Here is a 19,282-nt window from a genome sequence, read left to right as displayed (position 1 = left end):
TATAGCGGCCCCGTGGGCGAGCGGCGCGCCGGTCAGCGGCCCTGCATGGAGTCCACCTTCAGCCAGTGCTCCAGCAGGCGGAAGATGCGGGTCAGCAGCAGGGTGATGACCAGGTAGAACAGGCCGGCGAGGCAGAAGAACAGCATGGCCTCGTAGGTGCGGGCGATGATGGTGCGGGTCATGCCCATGATGTCGAACAGGGTCACGGTGTACACCACGGCGCTGGCCTTGAGCATGAGGATCACCTCGTTGCTGTAGGCCGGCAGGGCGATGCGCGCGGCGCGCGGCAGGATGATGTGGAACAGTGCTTGGCGACGCGACATGCCCAGCGCGCGGGCGGCTTCCACTTCACCCACCGGGATGGCGTGGATGGCGCCGCGCAGGATCTCGGCGATGTAGGCCGCAGTGTGCAGCGTCATGGTCAGCAGCGCGCACCAGTAGGGATCGCGCAGGTACGGCCAGAGCGGCCCCTTGCGTACGCTCTCGAACTGGGCGAGCCCGTAGTAGACGATGAACAGCTGCAGCAGCAGCGGGGTGCCGCGGAAGAAGAAGATGTAGGCATAGGGCATCGCGCGCACGTACCAGTGTCGCGAGGCACGGGCGATGCCCAGTGGCACCGCCAGGCACAGGCCGGCGACCACGGCGATGGCCAGCAGCTCCAGGGTCAGGGTGGCGCCCTGGAGCATCTTCGGCATCCATTTGAGGATCAGCTCGAGATCGGTCATAGCTCGTTCCTCACGAAGCCACGGCCGGCGCGGCGCTCGAGGTAGTGCAGGGCGGCCATGATGAAGACGGTCAGGCCCAGGTAGATGAAGGCCGCGGTCATGTAGAAGGTGAAGGGTTCCTTGGTCGCGTTGGAGGCGACCTGAGCCTTGCGCATGATTTCGTCGAGGGTGATCAGCGAGACCAGTGCGGTGTCCTTCAGCAGGATCAGATAGAGATTGCCCAGGCCCGGCAGTGCCACGCGCCACACCTGTGGCAGCACGATGCGCCAGAAGATGCGCGGGGCGGAAAGGCCCAGCGCCTGGCCGGCCTCACGATGACCCTTGGGGATCGCCAGCAGCGCGCCGCGAAACACCTCGGTGGCGTAGGCGCCGAAGCACAGGCCCAGGGCACAGGTACCGGCGGCGAAAGGCGACAGGGCGAGTTCGGGGTGGCCGAACAGGTCGCCGAGGGCGTTCAGGCCGCTCACGGTGCCGAAATAGATCATCAATACCCAGAGGGTCTCGGGTACGCCGCGCACCACGGTGGTGTAGAAGCCGCCGAGCATGCGCAGGAAGGTGTTCCTGGATGTCTTGGCTATCGCGCCCAGCAGGCCGAGGATCAGTCCGACGCAGACTGCGGCGAGCGAAAGCTTGAGCGTCATCCAGGTGCCGGCGATCAGCTGATCGCCAAAGCCGTGCAGGTCGAAAATCATGGGGAATCACGCCTGGGGGCACGCGCCGCCCGAGTCCGGGCGGCGCGGCACGTGCATCAGTAGATGCTGAAGGGGAAGTACTTGTCGTTGATCTTCTTGTAGGTACCGTCGTCGACGATTTCCTTCAGAGCGGCGTTCAGCTTCTCGCGCAGCGGGTCGCCCTTGCGCACGGCGATGCCGATCTGGTCGTTGTCGAACACCGGCTCGCCCTTGAACTCGAAGTCCTTGCCGGAGTCGCTCTTGAGCCAGTCGTACTGTACGAACTTGTCGGCCAGCACGCCGTCGAGGCGGCCCGAGGAGAGGTCGAGGTAGGCGTTTTCCTGGGTGTCGTACAGCTTGATGGTGACGATGTCGGACATGTTGTCCTCAAGCCAGGTGCCCGCGATGGTCGCGCGCTGGGCGCCGATCACCTTGCCCTTGAGGTACTCCTTGTCGGTCTTGAAGGCGACCGACTTGGGCGCTACGAACTGCAGCTTGTTGGTGTAGTAGGGGTTGGTGAAGTCCACCGCCTGCTTGCGTTCGTCGGTGATCGACATGGACGCGACGATGAAGTCGAACTTCTTCGCGTTCAGGGCGGGGATGATGCCGTCCCAGTCGGAGGTGACGACGTCGCACTCGGTTTTCATCTTGGCGCACAGGGCCTTGGCGATGTCGATGTCGAAGCCGATGACCTGGCCGCTGGCGTCGATGCCGTTGAAGGGCGGGTAGGCGCCTTCGGTGCCGATGCGCAGTTTCTCCGCGGCGATGGCATTGCCCCCAATTGCCAGGGTGGCCGCGACAGCCAGAAGGATCTTCTTATAGTTTTTCATGCAGTGATGCTCCGTTAGCGGTGGCTGGACATGAATTGTTTACAGCGTGCCGATTGCGGGTTGTCAAATACCTGCTGCGGCGGTCCCTGCTCTTCTACCAGGCCCTGGTGGAGGAACACCACCTCACTGGATACCTGGCGGGCAAAGTTCATTTCATGGGTCACCAGCAGCATGGTGCGACCCTCATCGGCGAGCGCGCGGATAACGTTAAGCACTTCCTGGACCATTTCCGGGTCCAGTGCGGACGTTGGCTCGTCGAAGAGGATGACCTTGGGCTGCATCGCCAGGGTGCGGGCGATGGCGGCGCGCTGCTGCTGGCCACCGGAAAGCTGCGCGGGGAAGCTGTGGCGCTTGTCGGAGATGCCGACCTTGGCCAGCAGGGCCTCGGCGATCTCGGTGGCTTCGGCGCGGGTCTTGCCCAGCACACGGCGCGGCGCCTCGATGATGTTGTCGAGGATGCTCATGTGTGGCCAGAGGTTGAAGTTCTGGAAGACGAAGCCCAGTTCGCTGCGCAGGCGATTGATCTGCTTGCCGTCGGCGGCCACCAGCGATCCGTCCTTGATCTTCTTCAGCTTGAGCTCTTCGCCGGCAACCAGGATCTGGCCCTGGTGCGGGTTCTCCAGCAGGTTGATGCAGCGCAGGAAGGTGGATTTACCGGAACCGGAGGAGCCGAGGATGGAAATGACGTCGCCGTCACGGGCAGTCAGGGAAATGCCTTTGAGCACTTCCAGGTCACCGTAACGCTTGTGCAGGTTACGGATTTCCAGTGCGGGTATGGCCTCGGCCATAGGGGGCTCCTCTATTGTTATTAGGACGCTCTCGCAGTGGGGATACTGCAGAATCGGGGCCATCCTGGCGAGGGGCAAGCTAACACGCGTCCCAGGGTGCGCCAAGCGCCCATCTGTCGCTGGTCCCCGGGATAGTGGCAAGTTGTCGCATTGCCACAGTGTGTTGTCGCCTGGGCTGAACTAGCGGCTCAGGTCGGGGGATTGCGTTGCGGGGGGGGCGCGATAGTGCCAGCTTCCGTGGATGGGGGAAAGACCGGCGGCCCGGGCGGCCGCCGGCTTCGCTCACTGCATCAGTTGGCGCAGTTGGGGTGCCGGATCTTCAACGGCATCGGCGGGTACCGCGTCACCCTGGGATTCCGCCGGCTGGCTGGCCATCAGGTTCGGGTGCCCGGAGAGGCGAGGGATCGGCAGCGCCTCGCGGTCGGCCAGGCCGGCAGCCCCCGGCTCGCTGGCGTTGACCGGGGATTTGCGCGGCTCGGTCATGACGTGGAAGTCAGTGATCTCGATGATGCCCTTGCCTTCGGCCAGCAGGTGGAAGGAGAACGCCTTGAGCACTTTCTCGTTGTCGAAGGAGAAGGACACCGCCAGCGGCTGGTTGCGTTTGACCAGTGGGAACTCCGGTATCGGGATCGGCACCGGCTGCTCGAACGAGCGGGTCTTGAGCTGAATGCGCGCGCCCTTGCTGTCCATCTGGACCGCGCGGATCTTCAGGCTCACCGTGGTGTGCGAGTTGGCCGGGAACTCCAGGTACTGCGCACCGATCAGGTTGTCGGTGTACTCGTTGGTGACCTGCGGCTTCAGGCGAATGCGCTCACGGGTGGCGAACTGGTACTCGCGGGACGACTGGGCGTTGACCACCGACTGGTCGAGGATGTCGGCGCGGGCGGTCATCAGGCGGGCGTCGCGGCCACTGAAGCGGCCCTCGAACTTGGCGCTGTTGGCGATGAAACCGTCACTCTTGTAGCGCCGACAGGCCTGTTGGAAATCGCACTCGACGAAGGTGCCCTTGCCATCGTGGTAGCGCTGCATGCCGTTGGTGAAGGAGACCATTTCCCGGCCGGTCTGGTACTCGCGGAACAGCGAGCGGCCGGCGATATCCTGCGGCGCCTTGATGGCGAAGTAGTCGAGGATCGACGACTCCAGGTCCACGTGACCATAGACGCCGGCCTTTACCGGCGGCAGCGCGGCCTGTTCCGGTGCGAGCACCAGGTTCAGGCCCCACGCCGAAGCGAGGCGCACGTTATCGATACCGTGGGACTCGTCGGAGGTGACGATCACCAGGGTGTCCTTCAGCACGCCCTTCTCTTCCAGTCCCTTGAGGAAGGCATCCACGGCGTCGTCCAGGTAGGCAATGGCGGCCTGGCGCGGCGTCGGGTACTTCGCGAGGTATTCCGGCGTGGCCGAGTAGGGCTGGTGGGTGCCGACGGTCAGCAGGGTGAGCATCCACGGCTGCTTCTTCTGGCGCAGTTGGCCGACGTAGTCCAGCGCGCCTTCGAAGAAGGCCTTGTCGTCCATGCCCCAGGCAAACTCCAGGTAGGGCTTCTTCTTGAACCAGTCGCGGCCGAGGGTCTTGTCGAAGCCCATAGCCGGCATCACCTTGTCCTTGGCCATGAAGCGCAGCCCGGCGCCCTGCAGGAAGTGGGTGCTGAAGCCGGCCTGGTGCATCTGCGATGGCAGGCACTCGGCGGCGCGGGTCGGGTTGCCCAGCAGTTCGACGCCCTTGGGCGTGCCGTTGTCCAGCTTGCTGTAGTCGCCACAGAGCATGGCGTAGAGGCCGCGGATGGTCTGGTGGCTGTGCACCACGTAATCCGGGGTGGTCATCGCCCGTTCGGCCCAGGTGCTGAGCTTGGGCATCATCGCTTCTTCGTAGCTGCTGCTCAGGGCGGCGCGGTTGGTGGCGACATAGGCGCCCGGAATCCCTTCCATCGCGATGATCAGCACGTTCTTCGCCTGGCCACGGCCGGACAGCAGCGGGGTGCCGCTCAGATCGTGCTGGGTCAGGCCGGTGACGTTCGGGACGGCCTCCGGCAGATCGCGGTCGCGCCAGTCCTGATAGGCCATCTCGCCGCTGGTGATGGCGCGGGATGCCAATTGGTGCGGCAGGTTGAACTGCTTCCACATTTCCGCGTCGCTGGGCTGGAAGTACTGCACGCCGAAGTGGCCGGCCAGCAGCGCGGCCGGCAGCGCATAGGCGTAGCGCGGCAGCGGCTGCTCGCGGCGGCGCCAGAGCAGGGCGCAAAGCAGGATGCCGGCGCCGATGGCGATGGCCAGGTGCTGGTGATTGAGGCCGCCGCCTTCGGTGGAATTGGCGACGAAGGTCGGGTCGGTGAGGAAGTGCAGGTCTTCCGGTGCGGGCATGCGGCCCACGGCGCTGACCAGTTCGGCGGTGCCGATGACCGACAGGGCCCAGACCAGCATCACCGGAATCGCGATGAACAGGCGGCGGTTGTGCAGCGCCACCACGAGCAGTGTGCCGAGCGCGAGGTCGGACAGGTAGCCCAGCGGGGTGCCCCAGCCAAGGCTGTGGCGGCCGATCAGGGGGACCAGCAGGAAAAGGACTGACAGGGTGACCAGGTTGCCCCGTGAATTCCACCAGCGAATGAATGCGCGCACAGTGACTCCGCTACGAAACGTCGAATCCCGGAGGGTATCTCACTCAAATGGTGAAAATCGCCCGGACGGTCATGATTCTGAAAGATCGGTGTGCTACGTGCCAGTAGACACTGTAGTTAGGCAAACATTCGATACGAATCGCGGGAGCGTGCCGGGGCGGGGGAGTGACTTGTGCGGAAGGAAATGAAAAAGCCCCTGAAATCTCGCGATTTCAGGGGCTTTTCGGAAGGCTTGGTGCCCAGGGACGGAATCGAAGTGTCGGCTACAGACTGCGTAGATGCTGAGACTTTTGTTTTTTGGTTTGTGATCTACTCACAATTCTACTCACATTTGTGTAAGTGACAGCAGGCTTGGCTCGCACCTTTAGCGGATGACGCTAGCGATTCCGTAGTGGCAAAATGAGGTCAAATGACATGGAGGTCGTCATGAAAACCATCATTGGCTTAGCGGTTGCGATCATCGTCGCCATCTGTGTCTACACACAAATCACTATCTTTGTTGTGCTGCCAATCGGCGCCGTTCCTGAGGGGCGAACCGTCATCATCCTTCGGTTGAACAAGACGAACTGAATAGCCCCTAGTTTCGTAGACACCTCCAAGCCTCATAATGAGGCCCGTTAGGAGGTGCCATGAGCAACCAGCGTTACCCCGAAGAATTCAAAATCGAAGCGGTCAAGCAAGTGACCGAGCGCGGCCTCCCCGTGGCCGAGGTGGCAGCGCGGCTGGGCATGTCGGTGCATAGCCTGTATGCCTGGATCAAGCGCTACGGCAAGCCCCAGGAACAACGGCAGCAGGAAGACGATCAGCAGGCCGAACTGCGTCGTCTGCGCGCCGAACTCAAGCGGGTGACCGAAGAGCGAGACATCCTAAAAAAGGCCGCCGCGTACTTTGCCAAGGAGTCCGGCTGAAGTACGCCTTCATCAGCAAGCTGTCGGTGGAGTACCCGGTACGGCGTCTCTGCCAGACCCTCAAGGTGCATCCCAGCGGTTACTACGCCTGGCTGGCCGAGCCGAAATCCGTACGCACCAAGGAAGATCAGCGCCTGCTCGGATTGATCAAGCATGCCTGGCTGGAAAGCGGTGGGGTCTACGGCTACCGCAAGATCCACGACGACCTGCGTGAACTGGGGGAGTCCTGTGGCCGGCACCGCGTGGCTCGCCTGATGCGGGGAGAGGGGCTGCGCTCGCAGACCGGTTATCGTCGGCGTCCCGGCTATTACGGTGGCAGACCGACGGTGGCCTCGCCCAATCGCCTGGAGCGGCAGTTCAACGTCAGTGAACCGAACAAGGTCTGGGTCACCGACATCACCTACATCCGCACCTATGAGGGTTGGTTGTACTTGGCGGTGGTGCTGGATCTGTTTTCACGCCAGGTGATTGGCTGGTCGATGAAACCACGGATGTGCAGCGACCTGGCCATCGATGCGTTGCTGATGGCGGTGTGGCGGCGCAAGCCCAAGCAGGAAGTGATGATCCACTCCGACCAGGGCAGCCAGTTCAGCAGCTCGGACTGGCAGAGTTTCCTCAAGGCCAACAATCTCATCAGCAGCATGAGTCGACGCGGCAACTGTCACGACAACGCGGTGGCAGAAAGCTTTTTCCAGTTGCTGAAGCGCGAACGCATCCGACGGAAAACCTACGGCACTCGCGAAGAAGCTCGCAGTGATGTGTTCGATTACATCGAGATGTTTTATAACCCCAAACGCCGGCACAGCAGCGCTATGCAGCTATCGCCAGTGGAGTTTGAAAAGCGCTATTTCCAGAGCTTGGAGAGTGTCTAGGAAAGCCGGGGCGATTCACAGGCTCCCCCGTTGGCGTACTCAAGAAGCTAGCCAGCAGCAAGTCGTTCATCGCTAGCGTTACCCCATACAACGAGAGCCCGGTAACTGCGATTTTTGACTCCTCAGGTGCTGACGCGGCATTCGCAGACATCAGGAAAGGCTGCAAATGGTAAGCACAGCACCTTATTTCAATCCAAGATGACAAGGAGGTCGCCATGCGCGCGATTCGTTTCACTGCTACTGCACTCGCAATGAGCGCCATGCTGGACGGCTGCACCACCCGCGTCGCAGATCTCACGGTTGCAAGCAGCAAGAACGTGAACATGAACTCAGGGCAATTCAGCGAGGGGCGCCGGGTGTCCGGCAGCGACAGCATCCCCGTGATCATTATTCCGCTTGGACAGCCCAACATCAAAGAAGCTATCGACCGCGCTATCGAGAAGGACCAATGCGCCGTCGGCCTCTCGAACGTCGTGATCGACCAGGAATTTTTCGCCTTCCTGTTTGGCATGGTCCAGTTCACGGCCGAAGGCAACCTGATCATCGACAACGGTAAGCCTGGCTGCGGCGGCTATGTGCAGACACGATCAGCGCCGCCACAAGCATACGCTCAGCCGACCTACGCCCCATCCAAGGAGCAGCAGATTCAGCAGCTCCAGCAGCGTAACCTGCCCTACGACCAGTACCAGCAGGAGTACCGGAGGATCATGGGTAACTGATTCATCACTGGAGATTGGCCTATGTCGACCTTTGCACTGATCGTTGCATCGTTCCTTGATCCGATTGCCTGGGTGATCGGTATCGTGATTGGCCTGATTTTCAAGAAGGCCTGGCTTGCCGCCCTGATCTCAGCGGTGGCGGTATTCGGCGTGTCTCTTTTCCTGCTTCGTAACCCCAGTGACGACGCGCTCATCATGAAGCTCGTCAGTGGAGCGGTCATGGGGTTGGCGGGCTGGAAGCTCCGAAAATTGCTCTCTCCGCTGGCAAAGGCGAAGGGCGATAGTTAAGGAGGATCATGGGGCAGTAGGACCTGGCCCATCGTCTGATAAACGTTGCCTAAGCTACTGCATGGAAAGCAAAATCAACCTAAAGAATCTAGGAATCAAGGAGGGGGCAATGAAGCATTCAGAATCACCAAGCCGCCTCATAGGGGTGGGGATCTACACACCTTACGAAGCGTCGCTTTACACCGGGATACCAGCTAAAGACATTCGCAGATGGATGTTTGGATACAAGTCGGATGGTGTAGAGCTGCCAGGCCTCTGGGCGCCAGAGCTTAGTTTTACTGAGGAGAGACTGCTTGGTTTCCATGACCTGCTGGAAATCCGTTTTGTTCATGCCTTCCGCCGGCATGGCGTAAGCCTTCAGGCGATTAGGGCTGCATCCCGCCAAGCGCGTGAGCTATTCCACCAAGCCTACCCCTTCACCTGTAGGAGATTCCAGACAGACGGGAGGAGCATTTTTGCGACCGTCCTGGATGAGACAGGCGATGAGACGATCCTGGATTTGGCAAAGCGCCAGTTGGTATTCAAGCAGGTGATTGGACCGTCACTTTACGAAGGTATCGACTATGCCGAGGAGGGCAAGGCCCAGCGCTGGTATCCGGTAAAACGGAGCAAGGCTGTGGTGCTTGATCCGCAGATAAACTTTGGAAAGCCGACACTAAACTCAGTAGGAATCGATACGTCGTCCATCTACCAAGCCTATTTGGCGGAAGGCGAGAACATCCGACGCGTCGCGGCACTATACGAGATAAAGCCCGCAGCAGTGGAAGCTGCGGTCGCCTATGAGCATGGACTAGCCGCTTGAATTTCCTTATCGACAACAACCTTCCTCCAGCTCTTGCTAGGGCTCTCAACGAGCTCTGCAAGGCTGATGGTCATGCGGTAGTCCCTTTGCGGGACAAATTCCCCATGAGCACACCAGACGTACACTGGATCGCCGCGCTTGCCGCGGAAGGGGGGTGGGCTGTCATATCGCAGGACAAGTTCACGAAAGGGGATGTCGAGCGGAGAGCTTTCCGTGAAAGCGGCATACCGATTTTCTGCCTTGCGAAACAGTGGGGCCAAGAGGACTACTGGAAGAAAGCACATAATCTGGTTCGTTGGTGGCCAGCAATCCTTAAACAATCATCACTCATTAGTGGTGGCGCGGCCTTCAAGGTCAGCTGGCGATTTACTGAGCCTGGGAAGTTCGAGCAGATCAGAATATGAGCCCCGCACTGCGGGGCTTTTCGTTTCTCAGCTAGAAGGATCGTGGCGCAGCAATGCTAGCCTGGAAATCGTTCAGCCGGCGCTTGAGCTCTTTGCGTAACTCGTCAGACTCGATGTCGTCGAGCCCAGCCGACCCATAGCTTCTGATGCGTGAGCCGACCCATCAGGATTCGGTGATACTCCCGATCAGCAACGGTCGCGAATTTCCCAGCATTCTGATGGCGTAGCAATGCATCACGTCGCCTCTGATCTTCTGCTGCGCGCTCCTCGGGGGATAGGTTGGCTAGATTCCAGGTCATCCTCGCACCTCTCGACCAACTGGTACGATGTTAGGCGTCGTTCAGCCTTTCGATATTGTGTTCCCAACCTTCCTGATCATCAGGATCAAGAGGGTTGTTCAGCTCTTCCTCTTCGGCTGCCGCCTCTTCCTCCAAGCGTGCGGCGAGCTCTTCAGCTTTTTTATCTTCCTCACTCAGAGGGAGAGTCTTTGCGTCGTAAGAGATGGTGGTGCTGGAATCTACTGGCTTGATCATCTTGTCATCCTTGGTCGTTAGATCGAGACAATCTTATAAATCGTTTCCTGGGTGCTCTCAAGGGATGTGGCAGAGGAGGAGAATAGGCTGAAGGGTGCCCGTTGAGCTTTGCTCTAATGGCATTAGTGAAGCGGGGTCGGGTAGCCCTCTTGAGGTAAGCGTCATGAATGAAGCCACTACGGTCGATCGATTAATGCGCCTCGAAGAGGTGCTCCATACAACCGGGCTTGGACGGAACACTGTTTATCGTCGGATGCGTGAAGGGATATTCCCAAGGCAAGTCAGGCTCGGGCCAAATTCAGTCGCTTGGCGCCAATCAGACATCGCCAGGTGGGTAGAAAGTCCGTCCACCTATTCGACTGCGCTAGAAGGGGGCGAGGGCGATGGAAATACATGATGCGGGTGCGATCGCTGACGTGCTTCGTGAGATACACACCCAAATCATCAGGATTGCAGATGGAGTGCAACGACTTGCTGAACTGTTAGACGAGCCAGGCCAGCGCAGATGCATCGCGTCTCGGTTCTTGTCTGAGGAGCAATTCGCCAAATTACTCGGCACCAGCGTCGCTTCACTTCGAACGCGCCGCTTCCGCAAACAGATTCCTGAGAGTATCTGGGTTAAGGACGGTAGGAGGACGCTATACAGCGTCGAGGCCTATGAGCAGTGGGTCCAGACACAGCTGCAAAGCCGGCTAAATTCCGTTCCCAGCCAGCAGCAGAAGACCAGAAGGGGTAAACGATTGGCTAAGCCCAGCTCAGTAAAACGGCCATTCCCCTTGCTGGTTTAACCCCTTTCCGGGAGACAAATTGCACAGCGGATTCGGAATCCGTTGTGCCTCACGGCTGAGACTGTTGGCCTGAGCGAAGTTGAAGCTGTGGCTCTCGCTTCTTCTCAGTTGATTTCCCGCCAAGGCGCGTCTCGACTACCTGGCGCAGCACCTTTGGACGACCATCACCGCCTACCACGAAAGGGAAATTATTCTGCTTCAGCCAGCGGGCTTGGGCGGATGGCTTCTGGTAACCAGACAGGTCCGCGACCTCCTCAGTAGTAAGCAAAAAGCTGCCTTCCATATGCGATTCCTCGGTGTCCGGCTGGTATATCGGTATAGCTAGACCGGCAAGGTTAAGTTAACGAACTCAAATGCCGCTCAAGCCCAGGTGCTGCGCGGTTTTCAGACTGGTCGTCAATCCCATTTGCTGATTAACGAGTCTGAAAGGGAGATTTAATCTGCGGGTGAGAGGGGGCGTGGTTTCCAGTCGAAAGGGGTATGGAATATCCGAATACCCCCCCGGTGCCTGGCTGGTGCTGCGGGAAAATTGTTGCGGTTAGTGGTCGATCGACGGCGCGACGGTTTCCCTACCGAGTGCCTGGAAGTATTGGCCTATCCCCTCACCCGACAGGCTAGCCGTCGACGCCGATCGTACGCTTTCTGGTTTGACCGAGATCGCTGGTGGTCTTCTTCGCATGGCACCCATCAGGGCCTGAGCAAAGCACCTGGCAGTTGTCGTCGGTGTCCGCACCACCCTGGAACAGCGGTAGTTTGTGGTCGAGTTCAAAGCCGTCAGGGAAGGCGCAGAGCCTTCCACAGTGGGCGCAGCATGGATCCTTCGACCACACGCGCAGGTGCCTCTCCTGGAGCTTCCTGCCGGTCATCCTGCGCTCCCTGGGGCTGGGCACCGATTGGAGCTGACGGCCTGTAGCTTCCTGCAGGCGCGGCTTGATAGTTTGCAGTCTGGCCATCACAGGTCCCCCAAGCGGCGCCTGTCCAATTGCTCGCGCATCCATTGGCTAATGCTGTCTTCACCGGGAACTCTTGCCTCGCGATGGAGGAAGTTAACGTCGTCCTTGTCGGCGGCGATGATTCTCATAAAGCCACCTGGCGGAACAACGGAGAAGACTCGAGTCCCGCTTGCGACGCGCACTTCAATTTCGAGCGGGCCAGGGTTGTTGTTGGTATCCCAGCGGCAACCTGTGAGCGTGCAACGTCGCGCAATTCTCGGGCCTTGGCGAGCGTGACGGCGGGGTAGGGCCCCAGGCTGATCATTTTCGGCTTGCCAGCAAAGCGGTAGCGGAAGCGCCAGAGCTTGCTGCTGGTAGTGGTGATTTCGAGGCTCAGGCCCAGGGTGTCGGAGAGGCGGTAGAGCTTCTCGCGGGGCTTGGCTGTGCGGACTGTGGAGTCTGTGAGAGGCACGGCATTCCTCTGGAAGCCACTCCGGGCGCTAATTTAGCGATCCGGTGTGAGTAGAAAGTGAGGACCGAACTGCGTCTACTCACAAAAATTTGGGCTTACAAGGGAACGGTAGGGACCGGTAGAAACAAAAAAACCGGCTCAAGAGCCGGTTTCTCTGTGTTGCCGAGCATCGTAGGGACTGCTTGACACCTATGTTTGGTGCCCAGGGACGGAATCGAACCGCCGACACGGGGATTTTCAATCCCCTGCTCTACCAACTGAGCTACCTGGGCAACGTGGCGCGCATTAAAAGGGTTTTCGGAAGGGGTGTCAAGCGTGCCGCGAAAAAATTTTTCAAATAATACCGAAACTTACGCGCTGGGCGGGACGTAGCCCTCGGCCTGCGCGTATTCCTCGCCGGACAGGAACTTGTCCATCTCGGCGGTGAGGAACTTGCGGTCCTCGGCGTTCATCATGTTCAGGCGGCGCTCGTTGATCAGCATGGTCTGGTGCTTCTGCCATTCGTCCCAGGCTTTCTTCGAGACGTGCTCGTAGATGTCCTGGCCCTTGGCTCCGGGATAGGGCGCGCGATCGAGGCCGGGCAGCTCTTCTTTGTATTTGCGGCACATCACCAGTCGGGTCATGACATTTCTCCTGCGTTCAACACGTCGGCGGCTCGTTTGAGCAGCTTCTTCACCGGAGCGGCAAGGCCGAGTCGCGGTGGGGTGGCGAGGTTATACCAGAGCCAGTCGGCCTCGGCCACGGCGGGGGCTGCGTCCTCGACGCGCACCAGCCAGGGCTCGATGGCCAGCTGGAAGTGGCTGAAGGTGTGGGTCAGGCCGGGCAGTTCGCGGCGCTCGCCCAGGCGCAGGGCGTGGCGCTGGGCCAGGGGGGCGAGGGCGGCCAGGTCGTCCAGTTCGGGGAAGCTCCACAGCCCGCCCCAGAGACCGGTCGACGGACGGCGGTAGAGCAGGATGTCGCCCTCGCGGTTGGCCAGGATCGGCATCAGCGTACGCTTGCGTGGCAGTTCCTTGCGCGGCTTGGGTACCGGAAAGGCGCTCTCGCGGCCCAGCAGGTGCGCACGGCAGCCCTCGCGCAGCGGGCAGAGCAGGCAGCTCGGCTTGCTGCGGGTGCAGAGGGTGGCGCCCAGGTCCATCATCGCCTGGGTGTAGTGGTTGGCCCGTTCGTGCGGTGTGAAGCGCTCGGCGGCGTCCCACAGTTGCTTGGCCACCTTGGGCTCGCCCGGATAGCCGTCGCAGGCCAGGTAGCGCGCCAGCACGCGCTTGACGTTGCCGTCGAGAATCGGCGCGCGCAGGTTCATGGAGATGCTGGCAATGGCGCCGGCGGTGGAGCGGCCGATGCCGGGCAGCTCGGTGAGTTGCTCGACGTCGCGGGGAAATTCGCCGCCGTGCCGTTCCATCACCACCTTGGCGGTCTTGTGCAGGTTGCGCGCACGGGTGTAGTAGCCCAGCCCGGTCCACAGGTGCAGGACTTCGTCTTCCGGCGCGGTGGCGAGGTCCGCCACCGTCGGCAGCGCGGTCATGAAGCGGTCGTAGTAACCCATCACGGTGCTGACCTGGGTCTGCTGCAGCATGATTTCCGAGACCCACACCCGATAGGGGGTGATGTTCTGCTGCCAGGGCAGGTCATGGCGGCCGTGGCGGTCGAACCAGTCGAGCACCGCCGAGTTGAAGCGTTCCGGGGTCATTTCTTCTTGAACAGCCCTTTGAGTGCGTCTTTGAGTTCGGGACTGACCTTGTCGCCGAGCTTTTCTTCGAGTTTCTGGTTCAGCCGGTCCCCGGCCAGTTGCGCGGCGATCTTGCCGAGGCCGTCGCGATCCAGGCGACAGGCCTTGGCGCCCAGTTCCAGCGGGCCGCGGCAGCGCAGCGGCCATTCGATGCCGACGTAGCGCTTGTTCACTTCGCAGGCCGGATCGGGCATGTCGCTCTTGTCGCCCTCGATGATCACGCCGACGCGGTAGTCCATGCCCAGCACGCGCAGGTCGATATCGCCGTTGCCCTTGACGGTGAGGCCGGGAATGCTCGCCTTGAGGTCCGGGTTGCTGGCCACGCCGTTGCGGAAGGTCAGGTTGCCCTGCAGTTCGCGGAACGGTGTGTCCTTGCCGCCGTGCGCCGAGCTGAGGCTCTTGCGGTTGAGGGTGGCGATGCCCTGGCACAGCTGCTGTTCCAGGTTGGCGTTGAGCAGCACGCCCTGGGTCAGGACGAAGCGCGCGGTGCCGTTGAGGTTGTCGATCCAGGCCTTCTGGCTGGCGCCCTGGGTGGTGATGTCGGCGTCCAGGTCCAGCAGGCCCTTGAGCGGCGGCTTCTGGCCCTGGGATTCGAGCAGGAGGTCCACCGGGACATCGCTGATGTGCTTCTGCGCCTTGAGCAGGGGCACGTCCTGGCGCACGTCGAGGCTGGCGCTGGCGTTGAACTTGCCGTCATAGAGTTCGCCGCGCATGTCGTCGAGGTTGAGCAGGCCGCCTTGGCCACGCAGCTTGAGGCTGGCGTTCTCGATGGGCAGCTTGTCGAGGGTTAGCTGGCCGAGCTGGAGGGCGACGTCCAGGTCGAGAGTGCGCAGGCGCGCGACCGGCAGCATGGGCGCGTCGCTCCAGGCCTGCTGGGTCGGCGCGTTGGGTAGCGGGGTGTCGCCCTGGATGGCGTTGCTGGTGGTGGCCTCGACTTCGGCCTTGCGCGCGGCGCTGGTGGCTTCCTGGGCCTTGGCGGCCTTGCCCGGCAGGTAGCGGTCGAGGTCCAGGCGGTCGCCGTTCAATTGGGCGCGGATGGCCTGCTTGCTGAAATCGGCGATGCCGAGAGTGCCGCTGAAGTTGCTGTCGTCGAGTTTCAGCTTGATGTCGCCCAGGCTCAGGCTGTTGCGGGTGCCGGCAACGCGGGTGGCCAGTTCCAGCTTGGTCAGGGTGGTGGCGTCGGCCATCTCCGGCAGGGGCTGGCCGATGCCGCCGAGGAATTCGCGCAGGTTGAACGGGGCCAGCGACAGGCCGCCATCGAACTTGGGTTCCTTGTCCAGCTCGCGGGCCTTGATCTCGCCGAGGGCGCGCAATTGGTTGACGGTGACCTTCAGGCCGTTCCACTCGGCGACCTGGGCGGCCTGGTCGAGCACCAGTTGGCCCTGGGCGCTGTAGTTGGCGGTCTTGCCCTGGAGGGGATCGCCGGAGATTTCGCCGGACAGCTTGGCGTCTTCCAGCTGGTAGCGCTTGAGTGCGCGGTCGAAGCGCAGGTTGCCGGTCAGTTCGGTGCGGGCGCGGATCACCGGCTGGTTGCTGCCCAGGTAGGCGCTGAGCTTGAGCGGGATGTTGCTGCCCTCGCGGATGGCGCCGGTGGTCAGCTCGATGCCTTCGACCGTGTAGTTCTTGCCGCTCTGCGCGTCGGCGTAGTCGATGCGCGCGTTCTTCACCGTCAGGCTGTCGATGTCGAGCTTCATCGGCTGACGCGCTTCGGCGGCGGGCTTGGCCGGTTCGCTGGGCGCGGGGGCTGGTTGCGAGCCGACGGGGGCGCCGTCGGCCGGCTGGATGGGCTTGCCGATGTTTTCCCAGTTGCCGGCGCCGTTCTTGTCGCGGTTCAGGCTCAGGTTGAGGCCTTCGACGCGGATATCGCTCATCTGCAGTTCCTTGCGCAGCAGCGGCAGCACGCGCACGGACATGCCCAGCAGTTGCACGTCGGCGAACGGCTGGTTGGGCGCCTGCAGGGTGGCGACGCTGGTGTCGTGCAACTCCAGGCCCAGCCAGGGGAACAGGCTCCAGCCAATGTCGCCCTTGAGGTTCAGCTCGACGTTGGCCTTGTCGCGGGCCAGTTGGCGGATTTCGTCCTTGTAGTCGTTCGGATCGAAGAAGTGGGTCAGCACGAAGCCTGCGGCGACGAGGAGTAGCAGCAGGACCAGGACAACGATGCCGAGGATTTTGCCGAACGCTTTCATGACGGGTCCTTGTTCAGGCGGCGGGTGGAGTAGCGGGGAAGTATATCAATGACGCACCTGCGGCTCAGGCGGAGGAGAAAGGCGCAGGATCTGCCAGGTTTGAACGGAGCGTTGGCGCGCGGTTCCCCCGCACGTCGGTTCCTGCCGAGCTGCTCGTGGAATGCGCGCCTGGGGCTCAGGCCGGTTGCAGCGTCAGGCCCAGGTGTTCGGCGAAGGCGGCAGCGTCCGGCTGGTCGGCCGGCGCGCTCAGGCGCAGCGCGGCGCCTTGCAGGATGGCCAGGCGCTGGGCTTCCTCCAGCAGCCGCCGGGCCACGCCCCGTCCACGGGTGACGCGGCGTACGCACAGGCGCGACAGGCGCCAGTTGTCCGCATCGCGCTCGACCCAGGCGGCCCCCAGCAGGCGATCGTTGAAGCGTCCGGCCAGCAGTCGGCCCTCGCGCAGGCCCTGCTCCACCAGCGCCTCGGCATTGGCGAAGGGCAGCAGCAGCCAGTCTGGCGCATCGGCGTAGATCTTCAGCAGGTCCTGGCGGTCCTGGTCGCTGGGTTGGGTCAGGTGCTGGACGATGACGGGCATGGGCGATTCCTCGGTGACGGCCCGGCAGTGTAGGGAAAACCTGCGGTGATCGGCCAGCGCCGACCACCGCCCATAGCCGCGCAGCGCCCGGCGCGCCTATAATGCCGGCCCTTCTTATAATTACGTGCAGTGTTAGCTGTGGAGCTGGTGATGGCCGAACGCAAGGCATCCGTCGCGCGCGACACCCTGGAAACCCAGATCAAGGTTTCCATCGACCTGGATGGGACGGGCAAGGCCCGCTTCGATACCGGGGTTCCCTTCCTCGAGCACATGATGGACCAGATCGCCCGCCACGGTCTGATCGACCTGGACATCGAGTGCAAGGGCGACCTGCACATCGACGACCACCATACCGTCGAGGACATCGGCATCACCCTCGGCCAGGCCTTCGCCAAGGCCATCGGCGACAAGAAGGGCATCCGCCGCTACGGTCACGCCTACGTGCCGCTGGACGAGGCGCTGTCGCGCGTGGTCATCGACTTTTCCGGCCGCCCCGGCCTGCAGATGCATGTGCCGTTCACCCGCGCCAGCGTCGGCGGCTTCGATGTCGACCTGTTCATGGAGTTCTTCCAGGGCTTCGTCAACCACGCCAACGTGACCCTGCACATCGACAACCTGCGCGGGCACAACACCCACCACCAGATCGAGACGGTGTTCAAGGCCTTCGGCCGCGCGCTGCGCATGGCCATCGAGCTGGACGAGCGCATGGCCGGGCAGATGCCGTCCACCAAAGGGTGCCTGTAATGCAGACCGTGGCCGTCATCGACTACGGCATGGGCAACCTGCACTCGGTGTCCAAGGCGCTGGAGCGCGTGGGCGCCGGCCGCGTGCTGGTGACCAGCGATGCCAACGTGATCCGCGAGGCGGATCGCGTGGTGTTTCCCGGTGTCGGTGCAATCCGCGACTGCATGGCCGAGATCAAGCGCCTGGGCTTCGACAGCCTGGTGCGCGAAGTCAGCCAGGACCGTCCCTTCCTCGGCATCTGCGTCGGCATGCAGGCGTTGCTGGAGCGCAGCGAGGAGAACGACGGCGTCGACTGCATCGGCCTGTTCCCCGGCCAGGTGCGCTTCTTCGGCAAGGACCTGCACGAAGACGGCGAGCACCTGAAGGTGCCGCACATGGGCTGGAACGAAGTGACGCAGAGCGTCGACCACCCGCTGTGGCACGATATCCCCAACAACGCGCGCTTCTACTTCGTGCACAGCTATTACATCCAGGCCGGTAACCCGCGCCAGGTGGTCGGCCGCGGCCATTACGGCGTCGATTTCGCCGCCGCGCTGGCCGACGGTTCGCGTTTCGCCGTGCAGTTCCACCCGGAGAAGAGCCACACCCACGGCCTGCAACTGCTGCAGAACTTCGCCGCCTGGGACGGGCGCTGGTAAGTCATGGCCCGCCAGAAAGACAAGCCGGCGATCCTCGAACTCGACGGCGCCCAGCGCCAGAGCGCGGCGCGGGCGATCCAGCGCTTCCTCGAGGATCGCTTCGAGCTGGATGTCGGCTCCTTCGAGGCCGAAGAGGCGCTGGATTTCTTCATGCGCGAGTTCGGCCCGCTGTTCTACAACAAGGCGATCTTCGACGTGCAATCTCACCTGAAAGACCGGTTCGAGAGCATCGAAAGCGACTTGTGGGCGCTCGAAAAGAGCTGACCCGACCCCATTCATCTTTGGATTCGAGCAGGTTCAACCCATGCTGATCATCCCCGCAATCGATCTGAAAGACGGCGCCTGCGTGCGCCTGCGCCAAGGCCTGATGGAAGACGCCACCGTGTTCTCCGACGACCCGGTGTCCATGGCCGCCAAGTGGGTGGAGGGTGGCTGCCGTCGCCTGCACCTGGTGGACCTGAACGGCGCCTTCGAAGGCAAGCCGGTCAACGGTGAAGTGGTCACCGCCATCGCCAAGCGCTACCCGAACCTGCCGATCCAGATCGGCGGCGGCATCCGCTCGCTGGAAACCATCGAGCACTATGTTCGCGCCGGCGTCAGCTACGTGATCATCGGCACCAAGGCGGTCAAGCAGCCGGAATTCGTCGCCGAAGCCTGCAAGGCCTTCCCAGGCAAGGTCATCGTCGGCCTGGACGCGAAGGACGGCTTCGTCGCCACCGACGGCTGGGCCGAGGTGAGCGAAGTGCAGGTGATCGACCTGGCCAAGCGCTTCGAAGCCGACGGCGTGTCCGCCATCGTCTACACCGACATCTCCAAGGACGGCATGATGCAGGGCTGCAACGTCGAAGCCACCGCCGCCCTGGCCAACGCCACGCGCATCCCGGTGATCGCTTCGGGCGGCATCCACAACCTGGGTGACATCCAGAAGCTGCTGGACGCCCGCACCCCCGGTATCGTTGGCGCCATCACCGGCCGCGCGATCTACGAAGGCACCCTGGACGTCGCCGAGGCCCAGGCGCTGTGCGACAGCTTCAAGGGCTGATCTGAACGTAGGGTGGGTTAGCCGCGCA

Annotated in this window: 24 protein-coding genes, 1 tRNA gene and 1 pseudogene; 11 read left to right on the top strand and 15 right to left on the bottom strand. The window is 62.1% G+C overall.

The window, feature by feature from the left end; all coding sequences use genetic code 11:
• Positions 1-32 precede the first annotated feature (32 nt).
• From H681_RS23275 to H681_RS23255, 5 genes are all read right to left on the bottom strand, one after another.
• Entirely contained in the window at positions 33-725 is a 693-nt protein-coding gene (locus H681_RS23275) for an ABC transporter permease (protein ID WP_015479349.1), read from the bottom strand.
• Positions 722-1,417: an ABC transporter permease gene (locus H681_RS23270; RefSeq protein ID WP_015479348.1), complete on the bottom strand. Its 696-nt coding sequence runs from the start codon at positions 1,415-1,417 to the stop codon at positions 722-724. The genes H681_RS23275 and H681_RS23270 overlap by 4 nt, the downstream gene beginning before the upstream one ends.
• A 56-nt stretch (positions 1,418-1,473) precedes the next feature.
• Positions 1,474-2,226, bottom strand: a complete 753-nt coding sequence (locus H681_RS23265) for an ABC transporter substrate-binding protein (RefSeq protein WP_015479347.1) — start codon at positions 2,224-2,226, stop codon at positions 1,474-1,476.
• Between the two features lie 14 nt (positions 2,227-2,240).
• Positions 2,241-3,014 (bottom strand): ABC transporter ATP-binding protein, encoded by a 774-nt coding sequence (locus H681_RS23260; RefSeq protein WP_015479346.1) that lies wholly within the window; start codon positions 3,012-3,014, stop codon positions 2,241-2,243.
• Between the two features lie 282 nt (positions 3,015-3,296).
• On the bottom strand, positions 3,297-5,627 hold the full coding sequence (locus tag H681_RS23255; RefSeq protein WP_015479345.1) for an LTA synthase family protein: 2,331 nt from the start codon (positions 5,625-5,627) through the stop codon (positions 3,297-3,299).
• Between the two features lie 425 nt (positions 5,628-6,052).
• Here H681_RS23255 and H681_RS26495 point away from each other — a divergent pair, with 425 nt between their 5' ends.
• From H681_RS26495 to H681_RS23225, 6 genes are all read left to right on the top strand, one after another.
• Complete coding sequence (locus H681_RS26495; protein ID WP_157883351.1) at positions 6,053-6,196, top strand: hypothetical protein; 144 nt, start codon at positions 6,053-6,055, stop codon at positions 6,194-6,196.
• A 59-nt stretch (positions 6,197-6,255) separates the two neighbouring features.
• Positions 6,256-7,406 (top strand): IS3 family transposase gene (locus H681_RS23245; RefSeq protein WP_086009549.1). Its coding sequence is split into 2 segments (ribosomal slippage): positions 6,256-6,499 and positions 6,499-7,406, totalling 1,152 coding nucleotides; the frame shifts between segments, so codons are not numbered across the junction.
• A 215-nt stretch (positions 7,407-7,621) separates the two neighbouring features.
• Positions 7,622-8,125: a hypothetical protein gene (locus tag H681_RS23240; RefSeq protein WP_015479344.1), complete on the top strand. Its 504-nt coding sequence runs from the start codon at positions 7,622-7,624 to the stop codon at positions 8,123-8,125.
• 21 nt (positions 8,126-8,146) lie between these two features.
• Positions 8,147-8,413: a hypothetical protein gene (locus tag H681_RS23235; protein ID WP_015479343.1), complete on the top strand. Its 267-nt coding sequence runs from the start codon at positions 8,147-8,149 to the stop codon at positions 8,411-8,413.
• Between the two features lie 214 nt (positions 8,414-8,627).
• Entirely contained in the window at positions 8,628-9,215 is a 588-nt protein-coding gene (locus H681_RS23230) for a DUF433 domain-containing protein (RefSeq protein WP_236620559.1), read from the top strand.
• Positions 9,212-9,619, top strand: coding sequence for a hypothetical protein (locus H681_RS23225; protein ID WP_015479341.1), 408 nt, complete (start codon positions 9,212-9,214; stop codon positions 9,617-9,619). Before H681_RS23230 ends, H681_RS23225 begins: the two co-directional genes overlap by 4 nt.
• Before the next feature lie 329 nt (positions 9,620-9,948).
• Here the strand turns inward: H681_RS23225 and H681_RS23220 are convergent, their stop codons facing one another.
• Positions 9,949-10,152 carry a hypothetical protein gene (locus H681_RS23220; protein ID WP_041712239.1) on the bottom strand — a complete coding sequence of 68 codons (204 nt, stop codon included), beginning with the start codon at positions 10,150-10,152 and terminating at the stop codon, positions 9,949-9,951.
• A gap of 163 nt (positions 10,153-10,315) precedes the next feature.
• Here H681_RS23220 and H681_RS26120 point away from each other — a divergent pair, with 163 nt between their 5' ends.
• Complete coding sequence (locus tag H681_RS26120) at positions 10,316-10,549, top strand: helix-turn-helix transcriptional regulator (protein WP_015479339.1); 234 nt, start codon at positions 10,316-10,318, stop codon at positions 10,547-10,549.
• 440 nt (positions 10,550-10,989) lie between these two features.
• On the opposite strand, the gene H681_RS23210 is transcribed toward H681_RS26120, so the two are convergent.
• The 9 genes and pseudogenes from H681_RS23210 to H681_RS23175 all read right to left on the bottom strand — a co-directional run bounded on the left by H681_RS23210 (position 10,990) and on the right by H681_RS23175 (position 16,830).
• Entirely contained in the window at positions 10,990-11,223 is a 234-nt protein-coding gene (locus H681_RS23210) for a DUF4224 domain-containing protein (protein ID WP_015479337.1), read from the bottom strand.
• A 331-nt stretch (positions 11,224-11,554) separates the two neighbouring features.
• Positions 11,555-11,806: an HNH endonuclease gene (locus H681_RS23205; RefSeq protein WP_236620557.1), complete on the bottom strand. Its 252-nt coding sequence runs from the start codon at positions 11,804-11,806 to the stop codon at positions 11,555-11,557.
• An 86-nt stretch (positions 11,807-11,892) separates the two neighbouring features.
• Entirely contained in the window at positions 11,893-12,021 is a 129-nt protein-coding gene (locus H681_RS27080; RefSeq protein ID WP_269078259.1) for a hypothetical protein, read from the bottom strand.
• Positions 12,022-12,127: 106 nt separating this feature from the next.
• Positions 12,128-12,344: pseudogene (locus H681_RS23200) on the bottom strand (Arm DNA-binding domain-containing protein); the annotation flags it as partial.
• 196 nt (positions 12,345-12,540) lie between these two features.
• A tRNA-Phe gene (locus H681_RS23195) sits at positions 12,541-12,616 on the bottom strand.
• 78 nt (positions 12,617-12,694) lie between these two features.
• On the bottom strand, positions 12,695-12,967 hold the full coding sequence (locus H681_RS23190; RefSeq protein ID WP_015479334.1) for an oxidative damage protection protein: 273 nt from the start codon (positions 12,965-12,967) through the stop codon (positions 12,695-12,697).
• Positions 12,964-14,031: an A/G-specific adenine glycosylase gene (mutY, locus tag H681_RS23185; protein WP_015479333.1), complete on the bottom strand. Its 1,068-nt coding sequence runs from the start codon at positions 14,029-14,031 to the stop codon at positions 12,964-12,966. Before mutY ends, H681_RS23190 begins: the two co-directional genes overlap by 4 nt.
• Complete coding sequence (locus H681_RS23180; protein WP_015479332.1) at positions 14,028-16,256, bottom strand: AsmA family protein; 2,229 nt, start codon at positions 16,254-16,256, stop codon at positions 14,028-14,030. The genes mutY and H681_RS23180 overlap by 4 nt, the downstream gene beginning before the upstream one ends.
• 175 nt (positions 16,257-16,431) lie before the next feature.
• Positions 16,432-16,830 carry an acetyl-CoA sensor PanZ family protein gene (locus tag H681_RS23175; RefSeq protein ID WP_015479331.1) on the bottom strand — a complete coding sequence of 133 codons (399 nt, stop codon included), beginning with the start codon at positions 16,828-16,830 and terminating at the stop codon, positions 16,432-16,434.
• Between the two features lie 150 nt (positions 16,831-16,980).
• Between H681_RS23175 and hisB the strand changes: the two genes are divergently transcribed.
• Genes hisB through hisA form a run of 4 tightly spaced genes read left to right on the top strand, consistent with a single transcriptional unit; the run spans position 16,981 to position 19,254 of the window.
• Positions 16,981-17,574 carry an imidazoleglycerol-phosphate dehydratase HisB gene (gene hisB / locus H681_RS23170; RefSeq protein ID WP_015479330.1) on the top strand — a complete coding sequence of 198 codons (594 nt, stop codon included), beginning with the start codon at positions 16,981-16,983 and terminating at the stop codon, positions 17,572-17,574.
• Positions 17,574-18,212: an imidazole glycerol phosphate synthase subunit HisH gene (gene hisH, locus H681_RS23165; protein WP_015479329.1), complete on the top strand. Its 639-nt coding sequence runs from the start codon at positions 17,574-17,576 to the stop codon at positions 18,210-18,212. Before hisB ends, hisH begins: the two co-directional genes overlap by 1 nt.
• A 3-nt stretch (positions 18,213-18,215) precedes the next feature.
• Positions 18,216-18,476: a DUF2164 domain-containing protein gene (locus H681_RS23160; protein ID WP_015479328.1), complete on the top strand. Its 261-nt coding sequence runs from the start codon at positions 18,216-18,218 to the stop codon at positions 18,474-18,476.
• A 40-nt stretch (positions 18,477-18,516) separates the two neighbouring features.
• Positions 18,517-19,254 (top strand): 1-(5-phosphoribosyl)-5-[(5-phosphoribosylamino)methylideneamino]imidazole-4-carboxamide isomerase, encoded by a 738-nt coding sequence (gene hisA, locus H681_RS23155; protein ID WP_015479327.1) that lies wholly within the window; start codon positions 18,517-18,519, stop codon positions 19,252-19,254.
• Positions 19,255-19,282 lie beyond the last annotated feature (28 nt).

This window comes from Pseudomonas sp. ATCC 13867, assembly GCF_000349845.1.
Lineage (GTDB): Bacteria > Pseudomonadota > Gammaproteobacteria > Pseudomonadales > Pseudomonadaceae > Pseudomonas.
This window is presented reverse-complemented; position numbering and strand designations above follow the sequence as displayed.

Excerpts from the sequence above, each read along its gene's own strand:
- H681_RS23230 (WP_236620559.1), top strand. The coding sequence starts at position 8,628 with ATGTTTGGATACAAGTCGGATGGTGTAGAGCTGCCAGGCCTCTGGGCG.
- H681_RS23180 (WP_015479332.1), bottom strand. The coding sequence starts at position 16,256 with ATGAAAGCGTTCGGCAAAATCCTCGGCATCGTTGTCCTGGTCCTGCTG.
- H681_RS23210 (WP_015479337.1), bottom strand. The coding sequence starts at position 11,223 with ATGGAAGGCAGCTTTTTGCTTACTACTGAGGAGGTCGCGGACCTGTCT.
- H681_RS26120 (WP_015479339.1), top strand. The coding sequence starts at position 10,316 with ATGAATGAAGCCACTACGGTCGATCGATTAATGCGCCTCGAAGAGGTG.
- H681_RS23205 (WP_236620557.1), bottom strand. The coding sequence starts at position 11,806 with ATGACCGGCAGGAAGCTCCAGGAGAGGCACCTGCGCGTGTGGTCGAAG.
- H681_RS23190 (WP_015479334.1), bottom strand. The coding sequence starts at position 12,967 with ATGACCCGACTGGTGATGTGCCGCAAATACAAAGAAGAGCTGCCCGGC.
- H681_RS23160 (WP_015479328.1), top strand. The coding sequence starts at position 18,216 with ATGGCCCGCCAGAAAGACAAGCCGGCGATCCTCGAACTCGACGGCGCC.
- H681_RS27080 (WP_269078259.1), bottom strand. The coding sequence starts at position 12,021 with ATGAGAATCATCGCCGCCGACAAGGACGACGTTAACTTCCTCCATCGC.
- mutY (WP_015479333.1), bottom strand. The coding sequence starts at position 14,031 with ATGACCCCGGAACGCTTCAACTCGGCGGTGCTCGACTGGTTCGACCGC.
- H681_RS23270 (WP_015479348.1), bottom strand. The coding sequence starts at position 1,417 with ATGATTTTCGACCTGCACGGCTTTGGCGATCAGCTGATCGCCGGCACC.
- H681_RS26495 (WP_157883351.1), top strand. The coding sequence starts at position 6,053 with ATGAAAACCATCATTGGCTTAGCGGTTGCGATCATCGTCGCCATCTGT.
- H681_RS23275 (WP_015479349.1), bottom strand. The coding sequence starts at position 725 with ATGACCGATCTCGAGCTGATCCTCAAATGGATGCCGAAGATGCTCCAG.
- H681_RS23175 (WP_015479331.1), bottom strand. The coding sequence starts at position 16,830 with ATGCCCGTCATCGTCCAGCACCTGACCCAACCCAGCGACCAGGACCGC.
- H681_RS23240 (WP_015479344.1), top strand. The coding sequence starts at position 7,622 with ATGCGCGCGATTCGTTTCACTGCTACTGCACTCGCAATGAGCGCCATG.
- hisA (WP_015479327.1), top strand. The coding sequence starts at position 18,517 with ATGCTGATCATCCCCGCAATCGATCTGAAAGACGGCGCCTGCGTGCGC.
- H681_RS23220 (WP_041712239.1), bottom strand. The coding sequence starts at position 10,152 with ATGATCAAGCCAGTAGATTCCAGCACCACCATCTCTTACGACGCAAAG.
- H681_RS23235 (WP_015479343.1), top strand. The coding sequence starts at position 8,147 with ATGTCGACCTTTGCACTGATCGTTGCATCGTTCCTTGATCCGATTGCC.
- H681_RS23260 (WP_015479346.1), bottom strand. The coding sequence starts at position 3,014 with ATGGCCGAGGCCATACCCGCACTGGAAATCCGTAACCTGCACAAGCGT.
- H681_RS23265 (WP_015479347.1), bottom strand. The coding sequence starts at position 2,226 with ATGAAAAACTATAAGAAGATCCTTCTGGCTGTCGCGGCCACCCTGGCA.
- hisB (WP_015479330.1), top strand. The coding sequence starts at position 16,981 with ATGGCCGAACGCAAGGCATCCGTCGCGCGCGACACCCTGGAAACCCAG.
- hisH (WP_015479329.1), top strand. The coding sequence starts at position 17,574 with ATGCAGACCGTGGCCGTCATCGACTACGGCATGGGCAACCTGCACTCG.